This is a genomic window from Mycobacterium sp. NGS19 (assembly GCF_059813155.1).
Genome location: NZ_JCALEB010000001.1, coordinates 313,519 through 336,826 on the forward strand (window position 1 = coordinate 313,519; position 23,308 = coordinate 336,826).

24 protein-coding genes and 1 tRNA gene are annotated in these 23,308 nt (G+C 66.3%); 10 read left to right on the forward strand and 15 right to left on the reverse strand.

Features of this window, described 5'->3' with window-relative positions:
- Positions 1-50 precede the first annotated feature (50 nt).
- Positions 51-1,505: an aldehyde dehydrogenase gene (locus tag AC5Y4N_RS01580; protein ID WP_499906425.1), complete on the forward strand. Its 1,455-nt coding sequence runs from the start codon at positions 51-53 to the stop codon at positions 1,503-1,505.
- Here the strand turns inward: AC5Y4N_RS01580 and AC5Y4N_RS01585 are convergent.
- From AC5Y4N_RS01585 to AC5Y4N_RS01605, 5 genes are read right to left on the reverse strand one after another with little or no spacing between them, the layout of a single operon-like run.
- Positions 1,477-1,932: a MaoC/PaaZ C-terminal domain-containing protein gene (locus AC5Y4N_RS01585; protein ID WP_499906427.1), complete on the reverse strand. Its 456-nt coding sequence runs from the start codon at positions 1,930-1,932 to the stop codon at positions 1,477-1,479. The two genes, AC5Y4N_RS01580 and AC5Y4N_RS01585, sit on opposite strands and share 29 nt — an antisense overlap.
- Positions 1,929-2,402 (reverse strand): FAS1-like dehydratase domain-containing protein, encoded by a 474-nt coding sequence (locus AC5Y4N_RS01590; protein WP_499907428.1) that lies wholly within the window; start codon positions 2,400-2,402, stop codon positions 1,929-1,931. The genes AC5Y4N_RS01585 and AC5Y4N_RS01590 overlap by 4 nt, the downstream gene beginning before the upstream one ends.
- Positions 2,403-2,455: 53 nt before the next feature.
- Entirely contained in the window at positions 2,456-2,851 is a 396-nt protein-coding gene (locus AC5Y4N_RS01595) for a nuclear transport factor 2 family protein (protein WP_499906429.1), read from the reverse strand.
- A 10-nt stretch (positions 2,852-2,861) separates the two neighbouring features.
- Positions 2,862-4,403 carry an AMP-binding protein gene (locus AC5Y4N_RS01600; protein WP_499906431.1) on the reverse strand — a complete coding sequence of 514 codons (1,542 nt, stop codon included), beginning with the start codon at positions 4,401-4,403 and terminating at the stop codon, positions 2,862-2,864.
- Positions 4,403-5,491 carry an aromatic ring-hydroxylating oxygenase subunit alpha gene (locus tag AC5Y4N_RS01605; protein ID WP_499907430.1) on the reverse strand — a complete coding sequence of 363 codons (1,089 nt, stop codon included), beginning with the start codon at positions 5,489-5,491 and terminating at the stop codon, positions 4,403-4,405. The genes AC5Y4N_RS01600 and AC5Y4N_RS01605 overlap by 1 nt, the downstream gene beginning before the upstream one ends.
- A gap of 139 nt (positions 5,492-5,630) precedes the next feature.
- Here AC5Y4N_RS01605 and AC5Y4N_RS01610 point away from each other — a divergent pair, with 139 nt between their 5' ends.
- On the forward strand, positions 5,631-6,830 hold the full coding sequence (locus AC5Y4N_RS01610; RefSeq protein ID WP_499907432.1) for a cytochrome P450: 1,200 nt from the start codon (positions 5,631-5,633) through the stop codon (positions 6,828-6,830).
- Here AC5Y4N_RS01610 and AC5Y4N_RS01615 read toward each other — a convergent pair.
- Both AC5Y4N_RS01615 and AC5Y4N_RS01620 read right to left on the reverse strand, forming a co-directional pair.
- Positions 6,750-7,457, reverse strand: a complete 708-nt coding sequence (locus AC5Y4N_RS01615) for a TetR/AcrR family transcriptional regulator (RefSeq protein WP_499906433.1) — start codon at positions 7,455-7,457, stop codon at positions 6,750-6,752. The genes AC5Y4N_RS01610 and AC5Y4N_RS01615 overlap by 81 nt on opposite strands.
- 123 nt (positions 7,458-7,580) lie before the next feature.
- Positions 7,581-9,875 (reverse strand): CaiB/BaiF CoA-transferase family protein, encoded by a 2,295-nt coding sequence (locus tag AC5Y4N_RS01620; RefSeq protein WP_499906435.1) that lies wholly within the window; start codon positions 9,873-9,875, stop codon positions 7,581-7,583.
- Positions 9,876-9,929: 54 nt separating this feature from the next.
- On the opposite strand from AC5Y4N_RS01620, the gene AC5Y4N_RS01625 reads away from it, so the two are divergent.
- The 3 genes from AC5Y4N_RS01625 to AC5Y4N_RS01635 all read left to right on the forward strand — a co-directional run bounded on the left by AC5Y4N_RS01625 (position 9,930) and on the right by AC5Y4N_RS01635 (position 12,811).
- Positions 9,930-10,739: a FadR/GntR family transcriptional regulator gene (locus AC5Y4N_RS01625; RefSeq protein ID WP_499906438.1), complete on the forward strand. Its 810-nt coding sequence runs from the start codon at positions 9,930-9,932 to the stop codon at positions 10,737-10,739.
- A 10-nt stretch (positions 10,740-10,749) separates the two neighbouring features.
- Positions 10,750-11,466 (forward strand): SDR family oxidoreductase, encoded by a 717-nt coding sequence (locus AC5Y4N_RS01630; RefSeq protein ID WP_499906440.1) that lies wholly within the window; start codon positions 10,750-10,752, stop codon positions 11,464-11,466.
- A 148-nt stretch (positions 11,467-11,614) separates the two neighbouring features.
- A complete protein-coding gene (locus tag AC5Y4N_RS01635; RefSeq protein WP_499906442.1) occupies positions 11,615-12,811 on the forward strand; it encodes a cytochrome P450 in 1,197 nt (398 codons plus the stop codon).
- A 14-nt stretch (positions 12,812-12,825) separates the two neighbouring features.
- Here AC5Y4N_RS01635 and AC5Y4N_RS01640 read toward each other — a convergent pair whose 3' ends face one another.
- Entirely contained in the window at positions 12,826-13,911 is a 1,086-nt protein-coding gene (locus tag AC5Y4N_RS01640) for an amidohydrolase family protein (RefSeq protein WP_499907434.1), read from the reverse strand.
- Between the two features lie 108 nt (positions 13,912-14,019).
- Positions 14,020-14,457: a YbjN domain-containing protein gene (locus tag AC5Y4N_RS01645; RefSeq protein ID WP_499906444.1), complete on the reverse strand. Its 438-nt coding sequence runs from the start codon at positions 14,455-14,457 to the stop codon at positions 14,020-14,022.
- Positions 14,458-14,620: 163 nt separating this feature from the next.
- Between AC5Y4N_RS01645 and AC5Y4N_RS01650 the strand changes: the two genes are divergently transcribed.
- Entirely contained in the window at positions 14,621-15,316 is a 696-nt protein-coding gene (locus AC5Y4N_RS01650; RefSeq protein ID WP_499906446.1) for a M15 family metallopeptidase, read from the forward strand.
- 8 nt (positions 15,317-15,324) lie between these two features.
- Here AC5Y4N_RS01650 and AC5Y4N_RS01655 read toward each other — a convergent pair whose 3' ends face one another.
- On the reverse strand, positions 15,325-15,639 hold the full coding sequence (locus AC5Y4N_RS01655; RefSeq protein ID WP_499906447.1) for a WhiB family transcriptional regulator: 315 nt from the start codon (positions 15,637-15,639) through the stop codon (positions 15,325-15,327).
- 534 nt (positions 15,640-16,173) lie between these two features.
- Here AC5Y4N_RS01655 and AC5Y4N_RS01660 point away from each other — a divergent pair.
- On the forward strand, positions 16,174-16,959 hold the full coding sequence (locus AC5Y4N_RS01660) for a pentapeptide repeat-containing protein (RefSeq protein WP_499906449.1): 786 nt from the start codon (positions 16,174-16,176) through the stop codon (positions 16,957-16,959).
- Between the two features lie 530 nt (positions 16,960-17,489).
- On the opposite strand, the gene AC5Y4N_RS01665 is transcribed toward AC5Y4N_RS01660, so the two are convergent.
- From AC5Y4N_RS01665 to AC5Y4N_RS01685, 5 genes are all read right to left on the reverse strand, one after another.
- Positions 17,490-17,562: transfer RNA gene (locus AC5Y4N_RS01665), tRNA-Ala, on the reverse strand.
- 44 nt (positions 17,563-17,606) lie between these two features.
- On the reverse strand, positions 17,607-18,554 hold the full coding sequence (gene sepX, locus AC5Y4N_RS01670; RefSeq protein ID WP_499906451.1) for a divisome protein SepX/GlpR: 948 nt from the start codon (positions 18,552-18,554) through the stop codon (positions 17,607-17,609).
- A gap of 106 nt (positions 18,555-18,660) precedes the next feature.
- On the reverse strand, positions 18,661-19,314 hold the full coding sequence (locus tag AC5Y4N_RS01675; protein WP_499906453.1) for a GNAT family N-acetyltransferase: 654 nt from the start codon (positions 19,312-19,314) through the stop codon (positions 18,661-18,663).
- A 12-nt stretch (positions 19,315-19,326) separates the two neighbouring features.
- Positions 19,327-20,565: a molybdotransferase-like divisome protein Glp gene (gene glp / locus AC5Y4N_RS01680; protein WP_499906456.1), complete on the reverse strand. Its 1,239-nt coding sequence runs from the start codon at positions 20,563-20,565 to the stop codon at positions 19,327-19,329.
- A gap of 40 nt (positions 20,566-20,605) precedes the next feature.
- On the reverse strand, positions 20,606-21,514 hold the full coding sequence (locus tag AC5Y4N_RS01685; protein ID WP_499906458.1) for a UTP--glucose-1-phosphate uridylyltransferase: 909 nt from the start codon (positions 21,512-21,514) through the stop codon (positions 20,606-20,608).
- 71 nt (positions 21,515-21,585) lie between these two features.
- On the opposite strand from AC5Y4N_RS01685, the gene AC5Y4N_RS01690 reads away from it, so the two are divergent.
- From AC5Y4N_RS01690 to AC5Y4N_RS01700, 3 genes are all read left to right on the forward strand, one after another.
- Positions 21,586-22,170, forward strand: coding sequence for a 5-formyltetrahydrofolate cyclo-ligase (locus tag AC5Y4N_RS01690; protein WP_499906460.1), 585 nt, complete (start codon positions 21,586-21,588; stop codon positions 22,168-22,170).
- A 79-nt stretch (positions 22,171-22,249) separates the two neighbouring features.
- Positions 22,250-22,549, forward strand: a complete 300-nt coding sequence (locus tag AC5Y4N_RS01695; RefSeq protein WP_499906462.1) for an FmdB family zinc ribbon protein — start codon at positions 22,250-22,252, stop codon at positions 22,547-22,549.
- A 64-nt stretch (positions 22,550-22,613) separates the two neighbouring features.
- Complete coding sequence (locus tag AC5Y4N_RS01700) at positions 22,614-23,279, forward strand: SAF domain-containing protein (RefSeq protein WP_499906464.1); 666 nt, start codon at positions 22,614-22,616, stop codon at positions 23,277-23,279.
- Positions 23,280-23,308: the final 29 nt, after the last annotated feature.

A 23,308-nucleotide genomic window follows, 5' to 3' on the forward strand; every position in this document is an offset into this window, starting at 1 on the left:
GTTAGCAGCAATAGCGACTGCACATCACGGGCGACAAGGCGGTGGCCGACATGAAAAGCCTTGACTACGAACAGCTTTTCATCGGCGGTCGATGGCAGCGGCCGGCCAGTGACCGCAAGATCTCGGTGATTTCACCGCACACGGAACAACCCATCGGGCAGAGTCCGGAGGCGTCGGCCGCAGACGTCGACCGGGCCGTCACCTCGGCCCGCGACGCGTTCGACAACGGCCCGTGGCCGCGGATGTCAGTCGCCGAGCGGATGGAGCGCGTCGAGAAGCTGACGGCCGTCTACGCCGGATGTGTCGACGAGATGGCCGACCTCATCACCGCGGAAATGGGCACCCCGCGCAGCTTCAGCCGACTCGGGCAGGCCTCGGGTGCGCTGGCACAGATGCACCTGGCCATGGCCACCGCCCGCGAGTTCCCGTGGGCGGAACGCAGACAGGGGCTATTCGGTGAGGTCCACCTGCGCCGGGCGCCCGTGGGCGTCGTCGGTGCGATCGTGCCGTGGAACGTGCCGCAGTTTCTGATCATGCCGAAGCTCATCCCGGCGCTGCTCGCCGGTTGCACCGTCGTGGTGAAGCCCGCACCGGAGACGCCGTTGGATGCGCTGTGGCTGGCCGAGATGCTCGAGCAGATCGATCTGCCGGAGGGCGTGGTGTCGATCCTGCCCGGCGGGCGCGAAACGGGTGAAAGCCTGGTGCGCCATCCCGGTGTGGACAAGATCTCGTTCACCGGTTCGTCGGCCACAGGCCGGCGGATCGCGGCGTTGTGCGGTGAACAACTCAAGCGGGTGAGTCTGGAGCTCGGCGGCAAGTCGGCGGCGATCATCCTCGACGACGCCGACCTGGACCACACCGTCCGGGGACTCAAGACCGCCAGCCTGATGAACAACGGCCAGGCCTGCGTGGCGCAGACCCGCGTTCTGGTCAGCCGGCGGCGCCACGACGAGGTGGTAGACGCGCTCGCGGAGATGATGTCGGCCCTGCGGGTCGGTGACCCCACCGACGAGGCGACTGACGTGGGTCCCCTTGTGGCGCAACGCCAGCAGCAACGAGTGCAGGGATACATCAAGGCGGGCCTCGACGAAGGGGCGCGAATCGTCGTCGGCGGCCCTGACGCACCCTACGACCGCGGCTGGTACGTGCGGCCGACGTTGTTCACCGATGCGACCAACCAGATGCGGATCGCCCGCGAAGAGATTTTCGGCCCGGTGGTGACGGTGCTGACGTACTCCGACGAGCGCGAGGCAGTGCGGATCGCCAACGACAGCGACTACGGCCTCGCGGGTTCGGTGTGGACCGACGACACCGCACACGGCCTGGAAATCGCCGAGCAGATCCGCACCGGCACCTACGGCATCAACATGTACACACTCGACACCAGCTGTCCGTTCGGCGGGTTCAAGCAGTCCGGCATCGGACGCGAGTTCGGGGCGGAGGGGATGGCCGAATACGTCGAGCTTCAGTCGACGGTCAGCGCCGGCAAGCTGCCTGCCCTGTAGCGTCCCCGTACAGCTCGAGTGTCACTTCGGCGGGGCAGCACAGCTCACCGCGCTGGTTGCACACCGTCACCTCGAGGTCCACGAGGTACCGCGTATTGCCTTGCGCTGCTTCACAACGCTTCCCCAGCACGCGGCCACGGCCCACCATCGAATCCCCGGCGTAGATCGACCCGGTGATCCGCATCCTGCGCCGCACCACGCGGCTGTACGGGCCGGCCCAGCTCGTGGTGATGCGATCGATGAAGCCGGCGATGTGCATGGTGTTCACGAAAATCGTCGGATGCCCGTGTGTTCGGGCATAGACCGGATCGTAGTGGCCGGGGTGGTAGTCCCCGGTGGCGCCGGTGTTCATCACCACCCGCTGATAGCTGATCTCGTCGACAACCTCGGGAAGCTCTGTGGGCACCGTGATCTCGTCGTAAGTCATGCCGAATCCACCGGGCAGTACCGGAACAAAGTGTTGCGGTTGACGGCCACCAGCGTGCCGTCGTCGCGGTGGTAAGCCTCACACGTCTCGACGAAGTGGCCGGCGCCCAGTTGCGTGGTCTTCTCGGGCGACACCGCCACCACTTCTTCGACGACGCTGAGCCGGTCGCCGGCCAGGATGGGCTGCAAGAACTCGGCATCGTTGGCGGCGTTGATGAACGCCGGTCCGGGTAGCGGCACGCGAAGTGCGATCGACGCCGCGCGCGGCGCACCCGTCGGCAGCCACGGCGGTGGTATCAGCAGACCCATGAGAAGTGCCGGCGGTGCCACCAGCCCACCCCACATTGGTTCCGCAAAGTCCTTGTCCCAGAACGACGGGTTGCCGTCGCGGACCATCGCGGCGAAGTGCTGGATCCGGTCGGCGCTGACAGCCATGCCGGCGAATCGCGGGCCGCTGCGAGCGCCCACCATCCTCAGCGCATCCTCGTAGCTACCGAACGCGAACTCGTAGCTGACCTCGGTGGTCACGTGGAGGCCGTGTCCCATTCGAGGTCACGGGACGTGAAGTACCATCCTCCGCGCTCGTAAACCAGCCGATCGCAAAAGGTTCCGGTAGCGCGCAGCGCAGCGCCCCGGAACAGTAACGCGACACAGCGCTGCGTCGCGTCCACGCCGTCGACGGCGATGTCGTGGTCGACGGTCGTCAACCGTTGCCCATCGCCGCCGTCGAATGCTCCCGCCAGATCGCTGAACGTCTGCCCCGAGCGGACATACGTGGCGCCCGAATGGCGAAACGTCGCCACCCAGCCGGCGAGGTCTCCCGCCGAGTACAGCCGGTTGTGCCGGGCGTTCAGATTGAGGATCGCCGCCCGAGCAGCCAGGCCGTCGAGCACGTACTGCTGTTGATACGTCAGCGTCATCTTTCTCCCACTATCGGTGACTGAGTGTGTAGCCGTGCGCCTCGCGGTCCCACGTCGCGGCTCGCACACCTCTCTCGCGTAGCACGTCCTTGCGGACACGGCCGATCACGGTCTTCGGTATCTCGTCGACCACGTCGACGTATCGCGGCACGCAGAAGTACGGCATTCGTTGGGCGCAGAAGTCAAGGAGCTCAACCGGACTCAGCTTTGCGCCGTGCGCCTGCGTGACGACGACGAGGATGTCGTCTTCGCCCAACTCGCTCGCAACGCCTACCACCGCCGCCTCCGACACAGCGGGGTGGCGCATGACCGTCGTCTCGATCTCCACCGACGACACGTTCTCACCGCGGCGGCGCAGGCAGTCCTTCACGCGGTCGACATAGGTCAAGTTGCCGGCGTCGTCCAGCCGGCCCAGGTCGCCGGTGTGAAACCACTCCGGATGCGGGCGTACCCGGAAAGTCTGGCCAGAAGACACGTATCCCTGGCTCATCACGTGCGGATGCTTTGGGCGGCAGACGATCTCCCCAGTGCTGCCAGTGGGCACCGGCGTCCCGTGGTCGTCGACGATGCGCACATCGAATGCCGGGTTCACCGTGCCCGATGTCCCGGGTACACCCTCGTCGGACACCGCCTTGACCGCCAGCGGAAACGCCTCGGTGAGACCGTACATCGTCACCACGCGGCAGTTGTAGCGGTTTTCGATCGCGCGGTACAGGTCGGCCGCTATCGGTGCAGCTGAGATAAACCGCAAGCCGAGCTGGGCGTCGCGGGGGTCGGGCGGCTGGTTCCACAGCATCGACACCATCGCGCCGGCCCCTGCGAAACCTACTGCGCCGCAGGCCTGTACGTCGTCCCACACCTGAGCGGGATGGAAGGCGGCCGCGACTACACTTGTGCCACCGACGAGTAGCGGCGCCAGCACGGTCGGTGCTGCACTGAGGTGAAACAGCGGCATCGCCGTCCACAGCACTTCACCCTCGCGCAACTCCCACGCTGACGCGACAGTGGCGGCGACATTCAGCAGATACTGCCAGGTTGTGGCCACCGCCTTCGACGGGCCGGTGGTGCCTGAAGTGAAGAACAGAGCACCCAGGTCGTCGAGTGCGGCGGGCGAGCCCTTAGGGGCGCTCGCCCGGGCGCGCAGGAGCGCGGTAAGCGAATCACCCTGCAGGAGCACCGGAGTTCGGCAGTCGATACCGTCCAGCCGCTCGAGCCGCTCGGCGTCGGTGAGTACCACGTTGGCTTTCGACAGCCGCAGCGCGTGTGACAGGAAATCCCCCTTGTTGGCGGCATTGACGGCCGCGATCACCGCACCGATCCGTGCGGCACCCAGCCAGAAGTACACCCACTCCGGGCACGTGCCGGTGAACAATGCCACCGTGCCGCCGCGCCGCACACCATGCTCAGTGAGCAGATTAGCTGCAGCGCAGGACATTTCGCGCATCTGTGCATACGTCACCGCCGTGCCGGCGATCGACATCATCACTCGATCGCCGCACTCGTCGGCTCGGGCGTCGAGCAGCGACGTCACCGAAGGACGGGGCTCTGGCATTACCCGCCGGCCGCCGCCGGGTCGGGGGTGCCGTCAGCGGTGTAGCCGAAATCTTCTGGCGACGGCTGCGGTCCGGGATAGAAGCGATGCGCCCATCGGCGCAGCGCGGCATAGTCGCGGGCCTCTTCCGGCGCCAGGTTCGGCTTCTCCAGGTACTTCATGTTCTCCCACGTGAAGAAGTCCTGCTTGATCACTTCCTGCTGCAGTTGCAGGAACTTCGCGGCCCGTCCGGTGGGCGCGTCGCCGTCGTCGCCGGGCTCTCGCACCGAGGCCTGGGTGTAGAAGTAGTCGGTGTAGTCCTCGTCCACCGGCGTCTGGCCGGTCACCTGGACCGTCGCAACGAGGTCCGACGGGAACCGGACGATGCCCAGGCCCAGCGAGTAGTTGTCGTAGATGATCTTCGCGTCGACCGGCCCGTTGGGCGTCAGCCACGTCTTCGCCCGTCCCCCCCCGAAATTCGCGTTCACGGTCGCGTGCAGGTGATAGCCGCTCACCTCGAAGGAGGCAGTGTTCGCGGGATTGGCCGCCTTGTGTACGTATTGGACGTGGTAGGGATCGGCGGCGTTCTCGATGATCATCTGCGGATGCACTTTGACCCGGTTGACCATGCGGCTGTGCGGATGCAGCGGGTAATACTCGCCGGTTTCGAGCTCGGGCAGCACCGGCGGCTGCCAATATGGTGCGCGGCCATGGCGCTCGTGCCAGACCAGGATGAAGCCGTACCACTCCATGCTCGGGTAGCTGCGGATGCGGACGTTGTTCTTGCAGCCGATCTTGCTGTACGGGATGAGCGCGTTGGCCCCGTCGCCGGTCCAGTGCCAGCCGTGCCACGGGCAGACGATGTGCTCGCCCTCCACGGTGCCGCCGACGCCCATGTTCGCGCCGAGGTGCTGGCAGTACGCGTCGAGGACGTTGACCTGCCCCGAGGCGGTCCGGAAAATCACCAGCTCTTCGCCGAAGTAGTGGGCGCGCTTCACCTGGCCGGCGGCCACGTCGGACGCGAACGCCACCACGAACCACCCCGTCGGAAACCGATACGGAGACAGCCCGATACCGCTGGGGCCGAACTCGAGTTCCGACGGATCCATCGTGGTCACTGCGTCCTCCGTTCCGGCACGGCCCTATCTTTAGTATTTTAAGGATATGGGTCAAGCTCGCGATTTCGGTGCGCAAACCGTCGCTGGGCGCCTGGAATCGCACCGAAATCCCGACTTGTCGGATTTCGCCATGTGGCGCAACGGTTTTCCGGACGACGTGTTCGCTGAGCTGCGCCGGGACAGGCCGATCTTTCACCACGAGCTCACCCCTGGCGTCGCGAAGGTGGTGGGCCGCGACTTCTGGATGACCACCAGGCACCACCACGCCGTGCGCATCCACCGCGACGCCGACTCGTTCACCGCGGTCGACGGGCCGCTGATCCAAGCCATGGACACGTTCTCGTCGTACCCGACCCTGATCAACATGGATCCGCCCGAGGTGACGAAGCGGCGTCGCGTGATTGCCAGCGCGTTCACCCCCCGCGCGATCGCCAAGCTGGAGGGCGGCATCCGGCAGCGGGCCGCGGCGATGGTCGGCACACTGCTGGCCAACGGCGGCGGCGACTGGATAGGCGACGTCGCCGACCTGCTCCCTATGACGGTGATCGGCGACATCATCGGCATGCCGGAGGCCGACCGCCCCCGCATCTTCGAGTGCTTCGACCGGATCCTCAAAGCGCGCTCGCCGCAGGCGCGGCTATCTGAAGAAGAAGAGGCGGGTCTTTACGCGACGATCTTCGAGTATGCGCTGGAGCTGACGGCCGAAAAGCGGCGCAATCCCGCCGACGACATCTGGAGCACGCTCGCGTCAGCGGTGATCACCGGTGAGGACGGCGAGCAGCTGTCCTTGCCCGCCGACGAGTTGGAGATCTTCTTTTTCGTGCTGGCGTTCGCCGGCAGCGACACCACGAAGAACGCGTTGGCGGCGGGGCTGCAAGCATTCGTCGCCAACCCGGAGCAGATCGAGCGGTACCGCGACGACGAGGCGGCGCGGGCCTCCGCAGTCGAAGAGGTGCTGCGGTGGGCCACACCGGTGACGTACTGGACGCGCACCGCCAAGGTCGACGTGGAGATGGACGGGCACACCATCCCGAAGGGCGATCGCGTGGTGTCGATGCTGCGGTCGGCGAACCGCGACGAGGACGTGTTCGTCGACCCATTCGTGTTCGACATCGGTCGCGATCCCAACCCGCATGTCGCGTTCGGCGGCGGCGGCCCGCACCATTGCTTGGGTGCGATGCTGGCTCGCGCCGAAATCCGCGCGGTGTTCGACGAATTGCTGCTTGGCGCCGACCACATCGCGCTGGGGTCAGCGAAGGTCGCCTACCCGAGCCTCGTCACCAACATGTACGTCTTCGACGAGATGCCGATCTCGCTCACTCGCCGCTGAGCCACCCGCTGTCTTGGCGTGGGTGGCCAGAAACCCTGCGACCGCCGCCCGTGCGCATTCTCGGTAGTCGAAGTCGGCGAGCTTGCTGAGCTTGCCCAGCAGAATCGGCCCGAGCAGCAGGGCGATCGCCTGCTCGCGGTTCACTTCGCCCAGCTCCGCCTTGGCTTGCGGGCTGTCGAAGATCGCGTCGAACGGCGCCGAGTACTGCTGGGCGATCCGCTCACGCAATGTGCGGATCTCGACGCTGTCGCGGGCGACGCGGGCGCGTTCGCTGGGCAGCTGGTCGATGCCGCCGCCCAAGGACAACCAGGAGATCGCCGACAGCGCCGCGGGGGCCTCGGCCATCGACTCCGCCCACGCCTGCACCAGTGTGGTCAGCCGCTCGGACAGCGATCCCTCCGCTGGGGGCGTGGGAGCGGGCGGGATCAACGAGTGAAACGCTGCGGCGAGCAGGTCGTTGCCACTGGGGAAGTGGCGGTACAGGGTGGCGCGGGCGACGTTGGCGGCGCGAGTGACGGCGTCGACGGTCACGGCGCTGGGGCCGCCGGCGCTCAGTAGCGACGTCGCGGCGTCGAGCAGGCGCGCGCGCGACAGTGCCGGTCGCGGGTCGGCCCGTCGGCTCGCCACAGCCACACCTCCCGTTCGCTCGAGACATCGGCGTGACCAGGTTACCCACGTCCTCGCCGGTGAGCAGACGCGAAATCGCATAAATGGCGGGCCGGTAATGCGAGTTTGCGACTGCTCGCGGGGTCAGAGGCCTTTGGGGCGGGTGCCAATCACGGCGTTCGTGGACAGCTCGTCGAGGTCCGCATCGGTCAATCCGCACATGTGCGTCAGGACTTCTCGGTTGTGCTGGCCCAAGGTGGGCGCCGGGCGGGTCAGCCACCGCTGCATTCCCGCCAGCCGCGCGAACGGCGGGCACGGATACCAGCCGGGTCCGGTGCGGGGGTGCTCGAGCTCTTCGAAGAACCCCCGGTGGCGAAGTTGCGGGTTTTCGGTGACCGCCGACGGCGACACCACGGCCGCCGCGGGCACCCCCGCTTGCGCCAGGCGTTCGACGACGTCGTCGAGATGCTGCGTGGAGAACCACTCGGCCAGCGCCTCGTCGTCGGGAGGCGTGCCCTGCCCCATCACTCGCAGCAGCGCCTGTTCCTCGGCGTCGTCGCGGATGGTCACCGCAATCCAGTCGTCGTCGCCTGCGCAGCGGTAGAGGTTCTGCATCACACTGGGATGGCCGCGATTGCCGTTGCGCTGCAACACAATTCCGTAGACCTCGTACTCGATCGGTTGGGCGGCGGTGACGTTGAGCACGGCTTCGATCATCGGCAGCTCGACAAGCTGGCCGCGGCCCGTGTCGTCGGCGTACTCCAGCGCCGCAAGCAGAGCGACCGCGGCATGCACGCCCGCCAGCGGATCGCAAGCACCGCGGGGCGCGACGGGCGGCCCGTCGGGCATGCCGGTGACCCACGCCAGACCCGCGATCTGTTCCATGGTCGGCGCGAAGCCCACCCGGTCCCGCCACGGGCCGTTCAATCCGAACGCAGGCATCCGGACCAGCACCAGCCGGGGGTTCAGTTCCAGCAGGGTGTCGCCGCCCAGGCCGAACTGATCCAGCACTCGCGGCGAGAAGTTCTCGATCACCGCATCAGCCTGTGCTACCAGCATCTTGAACAGCCGAAGACCTTCCGGCGATTGAAGATTCAGCGTCACCGACCGTTTGTTGGTGTTCACGCCCTGGAACAGCCAGCCGTATTCCCACCAGTCGTCGACGTCGGTGCGCATTCCGCCGGAGTACCGGATCCCATCGGGGCGCTGGATCGATTCCACCTTGATGACGTCGGCTCCGAACGCGGCGAGCGCATGGGTCGCCGAGGGGCCGGCCCAGAACGCGGTCAGGTCGACGATCCGAACGCCGTCGAGCGGCAAGCCTGTGGCTTCCCGGGTGCGTTGCGGCCTTGGCGGCCAGGCGATTTCGTCACCGCCCGGAGCAGGAGCCGCACGCACGGGCGCCGGTGTCAGGCCGGACATCAACCATGGGGCGCGTGGCTGGTGAAACCCGGCCGGATGGGGAACGAACACTCCCCGTGCGCGCATGTACTCCATGTCGGGAATCGTGGCGCCGTTGCCCAGCGGCGCCACGGGCAACCGGAAGAGCTGCCCGAGTTCGACAATTTCCGCGACGGTGCGCTCACGCAGCCACCCGCCGATGCGCTCGCGGATCCAGTCGCGATGTGCCCAGCGGCCCAATTGAAAACGCAGCTCAGGTTTTTCGGCGAGTTCGGGACAATCGACCATCGCCGCGAAGTCGAGCCACTGCTGGCCGGTGACCATGGCGAAGCCGACGTAACCGTCCTTCGCCTGCTCGATCGACGGCACCTCGATGGAGCGGCGGATCGGCGGCACACCCATGAGCTGCGCGTGCAGCCACTCGCAGCTCTGCATCAGCGTCATGGCTTCCAGCACCGAAAGGTCCAGATGCTCGCCCGGCCCGCCGCGGCACACGCGCCGACGCACCGCGAGCGCACCGAATGCGGCGAACGCGCCCGCCATGTACTCCCCCAGTTCCCCGCCGACGGAAATCGGCGGCCCCGCGGGATCGCCGCGGAATCCGGTGCAGCCCGACCACGCCTGCAGCGTGAACTCGGTCGCAGTGCGTTGCGCCCACGGACCGGTCCAGCCGAAGTCGGAGATCGTGACGACGATGCATCCCGGTGTGGACTCGAGCAGCCGCTGCGGATCGATACCGGCTCGGGCCGCCGCTGCGCGGGTCCCCGTGACGACGACGACGTCGGCCCACGTGACAAGGTCGTCGCAAGCCGTTGCGGTGCTTCGCTTTCCGGCGTTGAGATAGCAGAACAGCGGGGCGTCTCCGTCCGGGGCCGGCGTGGCGCCGGTGACCGTGTAACGACGCAATCGACTGCCCTGCGGTGGTTCGACCTTGACCACGTCGGCGCCGGCGTCGACGAGGATCTTGCCGCAGTAGTCACCGGCGATCCGGTCGCTGACCTCGACCACGCGCACATCCGTCAGCGGGGTGCGAGCCACGAAGAGCTATCTTAGCTACTTTTGCGCAATGGCCGGCTGTTAGCATGAAAGGCAATGACTACGCGCGGAATTGGCCTGGAAGCCCGCCGTCGGCTGTCGGCGCGGCGGACCGCCGAGATCGTCGCCGACGAATTGCGCAGACAGATCATCGACGGCGAACTCGTCGACGGTGACCTCCTGCCCCGCCAGGAAGTACTCGTCGAGCAGTTCAACGTCAGCCTGGTGTCGCTGCGGGAAGCTTTGCGAATCCTGGAAACCGAAGGTTTGGTGTCGGTGCGCCGGGGCAATCGCGGAGGTGCCGTGGTGCATGCACCGGCCAAGGCAAGCGCCGCATACATGCTGGGCCTGCTGCTGCAAAGCGATTACGTGCCGCTGGGTGATCTCGGCACCGCGCTGCAGGAACTCGAACCGATCTGCGCGGCGTTGGCGGCCCGACGGCCCGACCGCGGCGACAAGCTGGTGCCGCGGCTGCGGGAGATCAACGACGCGATGGCGCAACACATCGGCGAAGGCGCACGGTTCACCGAGTTCGGCAACCAATTCCACGACGAGGTGGTGCGCGGCTGCGGAAACCACACGATGATCGCGGTGGTGGGCAGCCTCGAGACGTTGTGGAGCAGCCACCTTCAGCAGTGGGCCGACGAGACCGCGGCCCGGGGCGAGTACCCGTCGATGAGCAAGCGGCGCGTCGCGTTGCGGGTGCACCACAAGATGACCGACGCGATCGAGGCCGGCGACGACGAGCGTGCCCGCCGGCTGGCCGCCCGACACCTGGCCGACACTCGGACCTACTTCTTGGCGGCCGATCCCAACCAGCGGATCGTCGCGCTGTCGCCGCAGGCCATGACGCCGCGTCGGCGCTGAAAGGCGCGGCGTGCGAACAGCATTGATCACGGGCGGCAGTGGCGGCATCGGCAAGGCGTGCGGGCGCAAGCTCGCCATGCTCGGCTACGAGGTGGTGTTGACGGCTCGCCGAGAAGAACCGCTGCGCGCCGCCGCCGACGAAATGGGCGCGCGGTATGTGGTCGCCGATGCGTCACGTCCGGAGCTCTTCGAGCCGGCGGTATCGGCGACCGGGCGCATCGACCTGCTCGTGCACGCAGCAGGGGTACTCGGCGGAACGTACGCGCGCAAGCAGACTTTCGAGCAGTGGCGTGCGACGATGGCGGCCAATCTCGACTCGTGCTTCGTGGTCACCTCCGCGGCCTTGCAGAACATGACGGCCGGGTCCAGGTTCGTGTTCGTCTCGTCGTCGGCCGCGCACGAGCCCATGCGGGCGCGAACGGCGTACTCCGCGTCGAAGGCCGGGGTGAACGCGTTCGCACGCGCGCTCGCGCTGGAGGTCGACCGCGACGGCATCAACGTCCACGTCGTCACCCCGGGCCCGGTGGAGACCGACATGCTGCAGGACGTGCCGTTCGAGATGTATGCGATTCGGGCGGCCGATGTGGCCGAGGCGGTGGCGTGGCTGGACACCGTGGACCCGTCGGTCGACGTGCCGGAGATCAGGCTGCACGCCGTCACGCGCGGGCCGTCGGCTCGCGAGCCGGTGGTGCCGCTAGAGGTGGAGCGCCGCGCCCGCCGCAGCTGACAGACTGCCCCCGGGTCTTGCGTCCCGCGACAGCTATTACCGTCTGGGCGCTCCCGCATACCGTCTGGGCGCATACGGCACAGCTCCTTGACCTAGTTTCCTTAAAATAGTAAAGATAGGGCGACGGCGGGCTCTGCAGGGAGGTGCGGTGACGGTCAGCACCGATGCGATCACGCTGGACCCCTCGGGCGATCCGTATCCGTTCTTCGAGCACAAGCGCAAGACCGAACCGGTTTGGCGCGGAACCGTGATGGATCATTCCAAGGCGCCCCCCGAACTGATTCCCGACGAAGAGTGGACGCTGTTCGACTACGACAGCGTCTTTCGCGCATTCCGTGACGACGAGGTCTTCAGCTCACATGGCTACGACCAGACCATCGGGCTGGTGATCGGGCCGACGATCTTGGCCATGCACGGAAAGCAGCATCACGACCATCGCAGTCTGGTCGCCAAGGCGTTCCGGGCCAGTGCGCTCGAGCGGTGGGAACCCGCCGTCATCGACCCGATTTGCCACGAACTCGTCGACGAGATCAAGAACCGCGGCACCGCGGACCTGGTCGCGTCCGTGACGTTCGAGTTCCCGACGCGCGTCACCGCGGCGCTGCTGGGCTTGCCGCGCGAGGATCTGGACATGTTCCGCCGGCTGTCGTTCGACTTGATCTCCATCGCGCAGGACATCGAAGCGGGCCTCATAGCGTCGGTCAAGCTGCACGACTACTTCCTCGAACAGGTGGAGCAGCGGCGAAAGACGATGACCGACGACGTCATCGGAGACTTGGTGGCCGCCGAGATCGACGGAGAAAAGCTCACCGACGAGGCGATCATTTCGTTCCTGCGGCTTCTTTTACCGGCCGGGCTGGAAACCACCTACCGCTCGTCGGGCAATCTCCTCTATCTCCTGCTGACGCACCCCGAGCAGTTGCACGCGGTGCAAACCGACCGGTCGCTGGTTCCCGCCGCGATCGAGGAGGGTTTGCGATACGAGACCCCGCTGATCAGCGTGCCGCGCACCACTACCCGTGATGTCGAGATGCATGGTGTGACGATCCCGGCCGGCGCCGCAGTCAATCTGTGCACGGGCTCGGCGAACCGCGACGAGACCAGATGGGAACACGCGGACGTCTTCGACATTCACCGAAAACGGTTGCCGCACATCGCATTCGCTGGTGGCATTCACATGTGCCTGGGCATGCATCTGGCGCGGGTGGAAACTAGCGCGATGCTCAACAGCCTCTTCGATCGCGTCACCGACCTCCAACTGGTGCCCGACGAGGACACGAAGATCACCGGCATGCCGTTCCGCTCGCCGACGAAGCTTCCCGTGACGTTTCGCCCAGTGTCCTGAAGCGAATCAGCTTGTCATGTCTCCGTTTTCGTCGGCTTACTTAAGCCGTAGAACCGCTGCGCGTTACCGGCGGCGATCTTCGCCCGAGTCTCCTCGCTGATGTCTGCACGGGTTCGCAGCGGCTTGGTGCTTTCCGGCCACTCACCGTCCCAATGCGGATAGTCGCTGGCGAACATGATGAAATCGTCGCCGAGTACGTCGACCACTCCAGGCAGGATCGGTTCCTCGGGCTCACAGGTCGTCCAGATGTTTCCGGCGGCCAGATAGTCGTGCGGGTCGCGTTGCCACCCACCCTCGATCCAATCGCCGCGCTTCTCGAAGTGCTCGTGCAGCCGGTCGACGAAGAACGGCACCCAGCCGACGCCGGCTTCCAGAAACGCCACGCGCAGCGCCGGATGCCGGTCGAACACTCCGCCGGACACCAGTGCCGTCATCGCGGTCATTTGGTCGAACGGGAAGCTGATGCAGTGCACCTGAATGTAATTGGTGAAGCGGTCCACGCCGATCTTCGGCAGATGGATGCCGGGTGCACCGTGGATGCCCAACGGCATGCCGAGGTCGACGGCGGCCGCGTAGAACGGGTCGAGGTCGGGATGGTCGAGATTGCGTGTCTTGAGTGCGGGCGGAATATGGGTGGCCACCAGGCCAAGGTCTTTGGCCTCTCGCATGACGTCGATGGCGACGTGGCTGTGTTCGATCGGCGTGACAGCCACGCCGCGCAGCCGGCCACCTGACGATGCGCAGTAGTCGGCGATCCACTGGTTGTACAGGCGGGCGAATCCTGCTGCGAATTGCGGGTTTTCGAGGGTAGGTGTGCACAGACCCAGGCTCGGATACAACACCATCGTGTCGATCTGGTCGCGGTCCGCGTCACCGAGTACACCCTCGGCGGACCTGCAGTTGATACCGGGAGCCGCGCTGAGCCCATGCTCGGTCGGACAACCTGCTCCTGGCCCGCTGTCCTCGGGGTAGTTGCGGCCTTCGATCACCAGCCCGCGGCCGTCGGGACGCGGCTTGACGATGTCGGGCCAGCGCTGCAGGACTTCGACCGCAAGCGAAGCGCCCTCGGCGACGTGTCCGTCGGCGTCGATGATGCGCATTCGCTCCCTCACTCGCCCACCCGTCCCGCGGACGCGTGTCTCGCTATTTTAGCGATGTTTGGACGGAAGCGTCGTTCTTCAAGCGAATGTCGTTCCATGCCAACAGCATCAACTGGCGTCGACCAACACTGGCGATGCGGACTCCGTGAACAGCGTGATGGCGGAGCGGATGCTGCGGTCGGCGAAGCTCAAGAATTCTTCGGCATCAAGTGAAGCGGAACAGGAGTCCTCTGCGACGACGCCGAGCCGGTTGGGGTCCGATGATTCGTGGACCACTGCTTGGGGGCGCCGCTGTTCGGCATTCCAACGGCGCGCGAACTCCTCCAGCCGGTCACGGTCGGCAGCGGGAAAGTAGTAGGCCGGTGCGATTCGAATCTCGACGACCTCAGGGCGCCCCGGCGGCATCTCGAAGTGGACATGGAAGCGCTCGTGGCGGACCGTCAAGACGGAGAAGTATTCGGCGTCGTGGCGACCACGGAAGTACCGCAGCTTGCGGGTCCGCAGATAGCGTTCGATCAGCTCGGTGCCGCATGGTTCGGTGCTCATGAGCGCTCCAAGAGGTTGGCGAGAGAGCAGGGCAGAGTCATCCTGCGTGCGGGGCCTTGTCAAAGCCTTGGAGGCAAGACGGCATTCTCCCAAGAATCTGGTGAGAATCTGTTGAGGGCCCGAGCGGAGGCTGAGTGAGGGATCGCGGCGGCACAATGCAGCTATGCGGTCGGTGCGCCTGGGCGTGGCTGTTGTCGTCGTTGCGGTCGGCGCTGGCTGCAGCACACCCCGCACGACGCCGCCGCAGGATGTAGCGGACGTCGTCCCCGTCGCCACGACGACCACGTCGCCCATCGCAGGGGTGGCGCCGGTCAGCGACGCGGCCCGCGCGGCGGGATTGGTCGACGTGCGCACCGTCGTGCCGGACGCCATCGTCGATCTGCGCTATGCCACGCCCGATAACTTCGTCGGCGTGCCAATGTATCCCGCCGATGCGCGCTGCCTGGTGCACGAATCGATGGCGCGGGGCTTGGCAGCCGCCGCGGAGCGATTGCGTCCAGAAGTATTGCGGTTCTGGGACTGTTATCGGCCGCATGACGTGCAAGTGCGGATGTGGGCGGCCGTCCCGAATCCGGCGTGGGTGGCGCGACCGGGGCGCTATGCTCGCAGCCACGAAGCCGGGCGATCGGTGGATGTGACCATCGACGGCGTCGACATGGGTACCGACTTCGACGACTTCTCCTCGCGTGCAAGGGCTTTGGCGACGGAAGGCGTTACAACCGCACAGCAGGCGAATCGGGCGCGACTTCGGGCGGCGATGGAGGCCGGAGGCTTGGCGGTGTACTCGGGCGAGTGGTGGCACTTCGATGGGCCGGGCGCGTACGTCGAGCGGCCGATCCTCGACGTTCCGGTCACCTGACGACCGGCCTACGCCAATTTTCCGGTGCTGCGCCTGCGCTGCGCGGCAAAGAAATCGGCCCATGACTCCACCTCGGGATGCTGCTTGAGCAGCGCCCTGCGCTGGCGCTCGGTCATGCCGCCCCAGACGCCGAACTCCATCTCGTTGTCGAGCGCTTCCGCGGCGCATTCGACGATGACTGGACAGTGCCGGCAGATCGTCTGGGCGGCTTTGCGCTGTGCGGCTCCGCGGACGAAGAGTTCGTCCGGATCGGTCGATCGGCATCGTGCCCTCGACACCCACTCGCCGGGCGGTGCGGGGGCCGGGCTGATGAAGTGCGTCATGCGAAGCTCTCTGTCAATGCAAGACGGGGCGTATTAACGCTCGCGTCAGAAATTTAGTTAGCTGCGGTAGACGGATCACCGCTTTGGCGGTTTGCCTACCCGACACCAAACCTAAAATTCGCTCCCACCGGCTCGTAACTGCACAAGTACTCAAGGTCCTAGGGACCAAGGTCACTCGCGATCGTGGGCGCCGACAGCTGTTTGCCACCGATGGTCGCCCTGCAGTCGAGCCTGGCCGAGTGAGATCGGCGTGGTCACCGTAGGGGTTTGCCGGCCGCACGTCCGTGCTCTTCGGGCCGATCAGCTGGTCAAAGGCTTCGGTGCCGGCGACATGTGAACGCTGATCAGCCAGAACTCGGCGAGTATCTAGGGCGACATAGTGGTGCTCCGCGAGACGCATGTCAGCGATCCGCGACGGCAAGACCGCCCGCGTGCAGGTCTACGGAAACACCGCGCTCCGAAGCCATTCATTTTGCCGTTGTCCGGTTGGCGGTTGCAGGTACGCAGAGCGCTTACGGCGTCGCATGGCCTTCTGTGACGGCGCGCCACCACCGCAAATCAATATTCAGCCGCTATTTTTCACCTTGTGGTGCGCTTCCACAGAAAGGGGCTTCGATGTGGCAAGCCGCTCAGGGAGCAATCGCTGTCATCGGAGCTACCCTTGCCGCTTTCCTCGGAATCCTGAAGTACTTCAATTACCGAAGCAGGAGAGACGTTCGGGCTGCAGTAGGGGCATCATTTGCCCTCACGGTAGACAGAATCGCATCCGACAACGAAACAGTGCGAATGACCGGAGCGGTTTTGCTGCGACGGTTCTTCGACGAACATACCGAACAAGGAGCGGCGGGAACGCCATACATCAAAGAGGCGATAGAGGTGATCGCCGGCATGCTGCGAGCCGAGAAATCGCCTCGCATCAGGAAAGTGCTAGCGGACGGCCTGCATTACGCGAATGACTTGGTGGGAGCGGATCTGCAGAACTGCCACCTCGAAAACGCCTACATCGGGAGGAAGCCTGACGAAAAGCGGGCCGTCGATCTCTCCGGTGCCGACTTGTTCGAATCCAATTGCTCCGGCGCATCTTTCAGAGATGTGACCGCCATAAACACCGTGTTCTATAGGGCCATTCTTGAAGGTACGGTACTCAAGGGAGCAAATTGTCAGAACGCTGACTTTCGTGAGGCACAGTTGACCGGCTCAAAGTTCAGCGGCGCGAAGATCGAGGGAGCCAATTTTGCGGGCGCGCAAGGGATCCCTGAAGAAGTGGCGAACCTGCTGGACAACGATCTGGTAGGGATACCGGGAGCAATGGTGCCTTAGGGCAGCTCCGATGAGTCCTGTCATTTTCCTTTGCCAGCCTTCGGGGCTTACTTCACTTCAGCAGAAGATCAGCGACTGGTGGCATGACTATCTGTCGACTCTCGACTTCTCGGTCGAACAACTTCGTCGAGAGTCGTACCGCGACGATCCCTGGCCAGACTTACTGCGACTCTTCGGTTCGTGTGACGGCGTGCTCGTATTGGGATTCCGGCAATTGACGATCCACTCGGGTGGCTGGCGACTTGGCACGAAGGAAGAGGCGAACGTGGCTGGCACCTTGACTTCTCCTTGGCTGCATACCGAGACAGGGATGGCTGTAGCAGCTCAGCTGCCAGTCCTGGCGGCACCTGAATCAGGCGTATCCGAGGGAGTTTTCGCTTCCGGTAGCTGGACGGGACGGATACTGAAGACGAGTGCCGAGGCCCCAGATTTCCGTGTCGTAGAGCGGTGGGCAGCCTCAGTTGCGGCCCATTGGTCACAAGTTTGTGCGAGCAGTACATCGCCTGCTTGACGTCCCTACAAGAAGTAAGTGGAGCTAAGGGGATTCGAACCCCTGACCTACTCGATGCGAACGAGTCGCGCTACCAACTGCGCCATAGCCCCTGGTCGCTAGCAGGTTACCAGCCGAGGCGCCCAGGCCAGAAAACCTACTGGCCAGCGGCCTTCGGCAGGTGGTACTCCATCGGGCCCGGCGCGTAGTCCAGGTGCTCGAAAATCGGGTCCTCGTCGTCGATTTCGAGCACGGCGGCGCCGGGCTGGCGCACGCGCGCCGGAACGTCGTGCTCACGGTCGGCGGTGTTCGGCACTCCGATCCGCGACCGTGCCATCCGCTGCAGCCGGCGCCGACGCACTTGCTCCTCGATGCGGGTCTGCCGACGCAGATACGCCAGGTACAGGATCGTGATCACACCCGCGGCGCCACAGGCCCACCACCCGGAGGGCCACACCGTGACCGCCGCGATCGTCGTCGCCACCAAAATCAGCGACATCGCCGACAGCACGCGCTTGCGGAACCGGTACTTGCGCGCGCTGACCGCCGCCGCGGTCTTCGACTCGTACAACCGCCGACGAGGCGGTACCGACGTCGCTGCGGTCGGCGGGTCCTCCTCTGACTCCAGCCCGGAGGTGTCCTCGACGTATTCGTACTCGTCGGAGGTGCCGTCATCGGCCGCCTCCTCCGCTGACTCCTCGGCCGCGTCGGCCGCCACGCGCTCCGGCGCAGGGTCTTCGGCTTCGGCTTGACTCGCGCCGGCCGGCAAGGCCCCCGAGTCCTCTTCGACGATGTCGACGTCGATGATGTCGGGCTCCGCGGTCGCGTCTGCCGCTTTCAGTACGACGGCCTTGTCCGCGGTTTCGTCGTCGTCGAGGTCATCGTCCTCGTCGACCGGCTGCCAATCCGGGTCGCTGCGGTGCCCGTCGGCCGGGCCTCGCTTCTTGAGCCTGGCGCTCGCGCCGCTGTTGAGTACCCGGGTGGCCAGCGCCACGTCACTGGTGCGCCGCACCGCCTCGCGCTTGCTGATCAGCATCGGCACCAAGACGAAGAGCCAGAGCACCACCAGAGAAATCCACAGGAGTGATTGCGGGACGCTTGGCATGGTGCCTGCTCCTTTCGCGCCACGTGACCTGCGCAATTACACACCTGTAATTCGACACAGGCAAGCACCGACAGGCACATTTGTCACATCTGTAACAGAGCGCGGGCTAGGACCAGCGCGCCTGGCCGGCCCGCACCAGCGTCGACGCCACTGAGCCCTGTACTTCTTCGACCGTGATCGCCACCAGCAGGTGGTCGCGCCATGCTCCGTCGACGTCGAGATAGCGCCGCAGCAGCCCCTCTTCCCGAAAGCCGACCTTCGCGAGCACCCGCCGGCTCGCCGCGTTCTCCGGCCGCACCGTCGCCTCGACCCGGTGCAGCCGCACGGCTGAAAAACAGTGGTCCAGACCCAACGCCAGCGCCCCGGTTGCCACTCCACGCCCGGTGACGGAGCTGGCCACCCAATAGCCGATCCACGCCGAGCGCAATGCACCATGCGTCACGTTGCCCACCGTCAGCTGTCCGCAGAACTCGCCGTCGAGTTCGATCGCGAACGGCAGCATGCGGCCTTTGCGCGCTTCGCCCCGCAGTCCCGAACACACCGACGGCCACGACGAAACTGTTTGCCGCCGAACCCAATCCGTGTCCGTCGTCGGCTCCCACGGCTCGAGGTGCGCACGGTCGGCCAGCCGGATCCGGCTCCACTGGGCGGCGTCACGCATCCGGACCGGACGCAGCCGCACCATCCCCCCGGGAACGCGGATCGGGCCAACGGTTGCCGGCCACCCGGGATGGACGCCACTACTGCGAAAAATGCTCACTGCCAACAGGATTCAGCCGCGCTGCGCCAAGAACGCAACGCTGACCATCTCGCCGGTCGGGATTTGTTCGGTCTCTGCGGGGACGATCACCAGGCAGTTGGCCTCCGCCAGCGTCGCCAGCAAGTGCGACGACGCGCCCGGACCGCCGAGCACCTGCACGAGGTATTCGTCGGTGTCCTGGTCGCGCATCAGCTGTCCCCGCAGATATCCGCGACGACCGCGCACCGACGAAATCGGCGACAGCGTACGGGCTTCCACGATCCGCCGCATCGGCTGCCGCTTGCCTAGCGACATCCTGATCAGCGGCCGCACCATGACTTCGAACACCACCAGCGCGCTGACCGGGTTGGCCGGCAGCAGAAACGTCGGCACCCCCTCGGGGCCCAGCTGTCCGAACCCTTGCACCGAGCCGGGATGCATTGCCACACGGGTGATGTCCATCTCGCCGAGCGGCGCCAGCGCCGAGCGCACGGCTTCCGCAGCGGATCCGCCGACGGCTCCGGCGATCACCACCACCTCGGCCCGGTTCAGCTGACCCTCGACGACTTCGCGGAGTTCTTTCGGGTCGCTGCTGATGATCCCGACGCGAGTCACCTCCGCTCCCGCGTCACGCCCGGCGGCCGCCAACGCATACGAATTCACGTCGTACACCTGGCCGTTGCCGGGCGTGCGGGCGATGTCGACGAGCTCGCTGCCCACGCTCATCACCGACAGCCGCGGCCGGGGATGCACCAGCACCCGCTCGCGTCCCACCGCTGCGAGCAACCCGACCTGCGCCGAACCGATGATCGCGCCTGCGCGCACGGCGACATCGCCCGGCTGCACATCGTCACCTGCGCGCCGCACATACGCACCCGAGCGGACCCCGCGCAACACCCGAACCTTGGATTCGCCGCCGTCGGTCCAGCGCAACGGCAACACCGCGTCGGCGAGAGTAGGCATCGGCGCACCGGTCTGCACGCGCGCGGCCTGGCGGGGCTGCAACCGGCTGGGCGTGCGGGCACCCGCGCCGATCTCGCCCACCACCGGCAACCGCACTTCGATGCCGCCGGAGTCGTCGGCCTCGGCCACGTCGACGCTGCGCACCGCGTACCCATCGATGGCGGCTTGGTCGAATCCGGGCAGCGGCCGCTCGGTCACCACTTCTTCGGCGCACATCAGGCCCTGCGCTTCGGCGATAGCCACGCGAACCGGCCGCGGCGCGACCGCCGCGGCCATCACCCGCGCCTGCTGCTCCTCAACCGAACGCACAGCATGCCTTCCTGTAGACCGATGAGCGGCCGGCAGGCAGTTACTGCTCCAAACCCAACCGCGCTACCAACCAGCGCCGCAAATCCGGGCCATAGTCGTCACGATCCAATGCAAAGTCAACCGCAGCCTTGAGGTAGCCGCCGGGATTTCCGAGGTCGTGTCGGGACCCGCGGTGCACCACGACGTGCACCGGATGGCCCTCGTCGATCAACAGCGCGATCGCGTCGGTCAACTGGATCTCACCGCCGGCGCCGCGCGGCACCCGGCGCAGCGCGTCGAAGATCGCCCGGTCCAACAGGTACCGGCCGGCAGCCGCGTACGGCGACGGCGCGTCTTCGGGATCGGGCTTTTCGACCATGCCCTTGACGCGCAACACGTTCGGGTTGTCCTCGTCGGAGAGCTTTTCGACCTCGAACACCCCATAGGCGCTGATCTCCGATTCCGGCACTTCGATTGCGCACAGCACCGAGCCGCCGTGTTCGGCGCGCACCTTCGACATGGTTTCCAGCACCCCGGTGGGCAGCACCAGGTCGTCAGGCAGAAGCACCGAGATCGCGTCCTCGTCGTCGGACAGCACCGGCTCGACGCAGCTGACTGCATGTCCCAGGCCCAACGGCTCGTGCTGGACCACGGACTCCACCTTGATCAGGGCCGGCGCCCGCCGCACCTTCGCCAGCATGGAGGTCTTGCCGCGGGCTTCGAGGGTGCCTTCCAGCACCAAGTCATGGACGAAATGGGCGACGACGCTGTCCTTGCCCTCAGACGTGACGATGACGAGCCGCTCGGCGCCGGCCTCCGCCGCCTCTGCCGCGACCAGTTCGATGCCGGGCGTGTCGACGACCGGCAGCAGCTCCTTGGGCACGGTCTTGGTCGCGGGTAAGAACCGCGTGCCCAGACCCGCCGCAGGCACGACCGCCGTGCGCGGTATCGAAACTTCTGGTCGCGTCATCGCACACACCCTAACGCCGCGCCCTGTGACTCCTCTGGCATATAGACGGAACCCCCTGTCATCGTTGCGCAGTGGCGATCACGCTAAAGGACCGTATCCGGGCCGACCGGGTTGCCGCGCGGCAAACGGTCGACGAACAGGTGCGCACCGCCGAAACTGCGGCTCTGGTTCGGCACTTACAGACCATTCTCGCCGCCGACGAAGTGGTTGCCGCCTACGCCCCACTGTCGACCGAGCCCGGCTATCCCGATTTGGCCGACGCCGTGGTCGCGATCTGCGGTTCGGTTCTGTTGCCGATCGCGCGGGCATCCGACGATGGCATTCCGCTGCCGCTGCAGTGGTGCAGGTACCGGGCCGGCCCGCTGGTCGCGGCGCCCTATGGCCTGGTCGAGCCACCCCCGCCTTGGCTGCCGCCGGCCGCGCTGGCCAGTGCGCGAACTGTGCTGGTGCCCGCGCTGGCCGTCGACCGGCACGGCGCCCGGCTGGGTCGCGGCGCCGGCTTCTACGACCGCTCGCTGAGGTTCCGCGATCCGGCGGCTCGGCTCATCGCCGTGGTGCGTGACGAGGAGCTGGTCGAGCAGCTGCCGGTGGAGCCGCACGACATCCCGATGACTCATGCGCTGACGCCGGGCTTCGGCTTGATTCCGCTGGCCTGATCGGTTTTCGGGGAATGCAGGTGGCCCGCTGGCACTTGAACAGGTAGAGTGCTAGCAAGCTGATCTAACGGAGGTTCCTGTGCCGACCTACTCGTATGCGTGCACCGAGTGTGACAACAGGTTCGACGCGGTGCAGGCGTTCACCGACCCTGCCCTGACCGAGTGCCCGAAGTGCTCAGGCCGGCTGCGCAAGTTGTTCGGGAAGGTCGGCGTGGTGTTCAAAGGCAGCGGCTTCTACCGCACCGACAGCCGGGCGGCGTCAAACGGCTCGTCCAACGGCAAGTCCAGCTCGGAGTCCTCGACATCGAGCGAGACGTCATCGTCGAAGTCAAACGGCGAGGCCAAATCCTCTCCTGCGCCCGCTGCTGTCGCGAGCTGACCCGTTATCCACAGGACGCTTACCTACTTTCCCGGAGTCGCCGCTGCGCGCCTAGCGTGAGAGCGTGCGGGAATCGCTCAATCCGTCTGCGCTGAATCGACTTTCACGGATGCTGCGGCCGGACTGGTCGCGCACCGTCGCGGGGCGCCGGGTCGCCGCCGCGGCACTGGTGGTGCTTGCCGCGGTCGCGGCGTTTCGCTCCGACCCCGACGGTGACCGGGTCGACGCAGTGGTGGCGGTTCGCGACCTCGCGCCTGGGCTCGCGCTCACAGCTGACGACGTGCGCGTCGAAAAGCGTTTGACCCCAACGGTTCCCGACGGTGCCCGATCCGGCGTCGACGACGTCGTCGGGGCGACGCTTGCCGGGCCGGCCCGCCGTGGCGAGGTTCTCACCGACGTGCGGCTGCTGGGACCACGGCTGGCGACGTCTGCCGCGGGTCCCGATGCCCGCATCGTGCCGCTGCATCTATCCGACTCGGCAGTGCTCGACGTGCTGCGAGCCGGCGACATCGTCGACGTACTCGCGGCCGGACCGTCGAACTCCGGACCGGACACCGCTTCTGCGCCGCACATGGTGGCGACCGACGCCGTGGTGGTGCTGGTCTCGCCGAAACCTTCACAGCGTGGACCCGGCAACGACCGCGTAGTGCTGGTCGCGCTGCCCGCCGCGACCGCCCATCAGGTCGCCGGTGTGGCCCTCACCGAGACGATCACGCTGACGTTCCACTGAGGCTACTGTTCGGTGCACGCCCGCCCACC